This is a genomic window from Phyllobacterium sp. (genome assembly GCF_037994425.1).
In the GTDB taxonomy this organism is placed as follows: domain Bacteria; phylum Pseudomonadota; class Alphaproteobacteria; order Rhizobiales; family Rhizobiaceae; genus Phyllobacterium.
In genome coordinates this window covers 1-3,736 of record NZ_JBBNAM010000437.1, presented here as the reverse complement: position 1 = coordinate 3,736, position 3,736 = coordinate 1, and the positions used below count along the sequence as shown (strand labels likewise).

General features: G+C 59.7%; 2 protein-coding genes and 2 pseudogenes. All 4 read left to right on the top strand.

From position 1 onward, the window contains the following. A pseudogene (locus AAAB35_RS28620) lies at positions 1-170 on the top strand (amino acid ABC transporter substrate-binding protein); the annotation flags it as partial. A 381-nt stretch (positions 171-551) separates the two neighbouring features. Next, entirely contained in the window at positions 552-2,432 is a 1,881-nt protein-coding gene (locus tag AAAB35_RS28615) for a glycerophosphodiester phosphodiesterase family protein (protein WP_340671719.1), read from the top strand. A 165-nt stretch (positions 2,433-2,597) separates the two neighbouring features. Beyond that, positions 2,598-3,341, top strand: a complete 744-nt coding sequence (locus AAAB35_RS28610) for a protein-L-isoaspartate(D-aspartate) O-methyltransferase (protein ID WP_340671718.1) — start codon at positions 2,598-2,600, stop codon at positions 3,339-3,341. Further along, positions 3,338-3,736: pseudogene (locus tag AAAB35_RS28605) on the top strand (SAM-dependent methyltransferase); the annotation flags it as partial. The gene AAAB35_RS28610 and the pseudogene AAAB35_RS28605, both read left to right, overlap by 4 nt.

Sequence of the window (3,736 nt, the reverse complement as noted above, 5' to 3'; positions counted from 1 at the left end):
CCTACGCGATAGCGCTGCGCCGCGACGACGCCAACTTCCGCCTTCTGGCCGATCGTGCGTTGACGAATTTCTATCTGTCGGACGATTTTCTGCCGCTGCTGGAAACTTATTTCGGAGCAGAGGCGCCGATGCTGCACACGCAAAACATCATGGAGCATGTGCCCTATTGATATCGATCAGATCAAGGCAGGGGTTGGGCAACCTGCACTGCAATCTCGCGACATGCGACCGCTGCTGGCGGCCAACAGCGAACCCGCGTAAATCGTTACGCTGCCAGAGTGAGAGATTTTGGATGGTTTCTCGCCTGCCGTTTTGCAGTTCGCTCCTTTCCTCAGTGAGGACCATCGAAGGCGCTTCTCGCATGACAAGGTGCTGAATCGGGTATAGCGTGGCGGTTTGGGTGGGAATTGCGTTTTGGGCTAAGACGATTCATCCGTTCGGCTCCTCATCGACCGCATTGGCGCACACCCGGCCGCCGACAAACAACCTCGTAGGATCGTCGGCAGACTTTTTTGAACGTGGGAACCCGCGCGCTTAACGGAGACCAATGCATGCGAGAAGCAACGCGCGAGGCGATTGCGGCGCTATTGAAGGTCTCGATGTATTTCCGCGTCGCGTTCGCCTATCGCATGCCTTTCATTGCGACGCATCTCACAGTCCGACTGGTCACCTCTGCGGTGTTCGTGCCATTGATCGGACTGCTCCTCGGCATTGTCGTCGGTTTCTCCGGCCGAAGCGCCATGACCGATCAGGACATCGCGTGGCTCCTGATGACACCGGCGGGCGCTCTCACCGCACTTGCGGCCATCGCGCTTGGCATCGCTGCGGCGGCTCTGGACATCGCCTTGATGATGTACATACTCGCGATAAGAGAGCAGCATGTTATCCCTGCGATCCGGCAGGGGTTTGCTTTCGTCGTCCCGCGATTTCCGCGCATAATGCGCTTCAGTCTGGGGCTTCTCCTGCGCGTTCTCGGCATCGCCCTGCCATTCGTTCTGGCGATGGCGGCTACTGCGTATTTGTCTCTGCGCGACCACGACATCAACTATTACCTCACCGACCTTCCACCACGAGCGATGCTCGCGGCCGCCGGCATCGCAGCCCTGGCGACGCTCATGGGCCTGGTTCTCCTGTCAAAGCTGACCGACTGGGCCTTCGCGTTGCAACTCGTCGTGGGGCGAGGCGTGCGACCATGGTCAGCCTTCAAACAGAGTGCCGCGCTACTACAAGGACGGAAGTTGCCCCTGTTTCGGCAGATCGTCGTCTGGGTCGCATTCCGCATTCTTATGGCCGCCACCATCGCGGCGCTATTTGGTGCCGCAATCGGCGGGGTCCCGTCGCTTCTGGCTGACAGCTTACGGTTTATTGCCGGACTAACCTTCTTCTTCCTGCTGGTCTGGGGCGTAATGAATGCTTTCGTCTCGGCGCTGTCGAACGGCGCCCTGGCTCGGCTCCTGCTGTCGGAATTCTTGGAGGCGACGGGAGAGGAAGGTTTCCCTGCGACTGCTGCGGTCGGCGTTAGCTCCGGCCGCAGAATGTCACCTTGGATTATCCTTGCGCCGGCATTGGCCTGCGTCGCAGCAGGACTCGTCCTGACAGATGGTTTGCTCTCGCGGATCGGTTCGCCTCAGACAGTCGAGATCATTGCTCATCGTGGTGCGGCTGGCGAACGACCTGAAAACACCATGGCGGCCGTGCTCAAAGCGATCAATGATGGTGCCGACTGGGTGGAGATCGACGTGCAGGAGACTGCCGACGGCGAAGTCATCGTCGCCCATGACAGCGATTTTATGAAGTCGGCGGGGGTCGAACTGAAAGTCTGGAATGCGACGATGGCCGATATTGCCCGCATCGACGTCGGCAGTTCGTTTGATCCAGCCTATGCGGCCGAACGTACGCCGACGTTGCGCGACATACTTTTGGCCGCGCGTGGAAAGTCGCGAGTGATGATCGAACTGAAATACTACGGACACAATGTTGACCTGGAGGAGCGCGTCGCCCGCCTCGTCGAGGAGACAGGGATGACCGACAAAATCGCTATAATATCGCTCAAATTGCCGATGATTGAGAAGATGCGGGGCCTGCGCCCGGGCTGGCGCACCGGAGTTCTTGCTGCGAGGGCCGTCGGTGATCTGTCGAAACTCGACACCAACTTCATTGCCGTAAACACAGGGCAGGTCTCGGTCGGTTTGATCAAACGGTGCAAAGCGAATGGAAAGCGGCTCTATGCCTGGACGGTCGACGAGCCTGTGACAATGTCACGAATGATTTCGATGGGGGTGGACGGGCTTATTACCAACAAGCCCGCGTTAGCGAGGCAGGTGATGGAGCGGCGAAATGCCCTGTCTGTGCCTGAGCGCCTGCTTCTGTGGGTGGCCGATAGCTTCGGGATCGGCAGCTTCCGTCTCGTCGCAAATGAGCGGGACGCCTGAGCGTTCCTTGAGCTCATAGTGATTGCAGATTCTCGACATGGTTCCTGACGCGGCGATGGGTCCATGGCAGCTCGTGAGCTGAAGCGCGGCGGAGGACCGATCGAACTTTGTTCAAAATTACCTTCGCCGTCATTATACTCGGCGTCTTAGCCGGGAGAGGGGTTCATGCGTCCACTAGCCCAGTGTCAAGCCTTGCTGGCCGCGGTTCTCGCGAGTGCTGCCGCCGCGGTTTCGACATCCGCGCCCGCGCAGGATCGCCTCGCCGAGCGTGCGGCGATGATCGAAACAATCAAATCGCACGCCCGCTCAGCGGTCGAGGCACAGGGTATCGATCCGGTGGTGCTGAATGCGATGGGAAAAGTGCCACGCCATGCCTTCGTACCCGAGGAGCAACGCGCCGCGGCCTATCAAGATCGGCCGCTGCCGATCGGATACGGTCAGACGATCTCGCAGCCATTCATCGTTGCGCTAATGACCGACCTGATCAACGTCGGGCCTGGCGATGTTGTCCTTGAGATCGGCACTGGCTCGGGTTATCAGGCAGCTGTGTTCTCGCCGCTCGTAGCGAAGGTGTACTCGATTGAGATCATACCGGAACTGGGCAAGAGAGCGGCAGCGCGACTGGCGGAGCTCCGCTTCGACAATGTCGAGGTGAAGGTAGGCGACGGCTACTATGGTTGGCCTGCGCATGCGCCTTTCGACGGCATCGTGGTGACTGCTGCTGCCAGCCACATTCCGCCGCCGCTGGTCGAACAGCTCGCCAAGGGGGGCCGGATGGTCGTCCCTGTGGGAGGTCCCTTTGCGACGCAGTTTCTCATGCTGGTCGAGAAGCGACGGGACGGAAGCATCACGACCCGTCAGTTGCTGCCGGTGAGCTTTGTGCCGCTAAGGGGAGGTAGGGCCCCATGAGAGCGGGGGGCCTGCTGCCGATCAGTCTCATATCGGCGGCGACCCTTGCCTACGAAGTGCTGCTGATGCGGCTCTTTTCGATTATTCAGTGGCATTATTTTGCCTATATGATCATAAGCATCGCACTCCTGGGCTTCGGCGCGAGCGGTACATTCGTTGCATTCGCCCGCCGCCCCCTGTTTGAGCGATACCCGGCCGCTTTCGCAGCATCGGCAGCGTTGTTCGGCATTACTGCGGTTGTCAGCTTCGCCGGTGCCGAACGCCTGCCGTTCAACGCGCTTGAGATCGTCTGGAATCCGTGGCAGCTCGGCTGGCTCGCAGCCAGCTATGCGCTCCTGATCCTGCCGTTCTTTTTCGGTGCAACTTGTATCGGACTTGCCTTCAGCCGCTATCCT

Bases quoted from the DNA above. Each gene is read 5' to 3' on its own strand.
- AAAB35_RS28615 (WP_340671719.1), top strand. From the start codon at position 552: ATGCGAGAAGCAACGCGCGAGGCGATTGCGGCGCTATTGAAGGTCTCG.
- AAAB35_RS28610 (WP_340671718.1), top strand. From the start codon at position 2,598: ATGCGTCCACTAGCCCAGTGTCAAGCCTTGCTGGCCGCGGTTCTCGCG.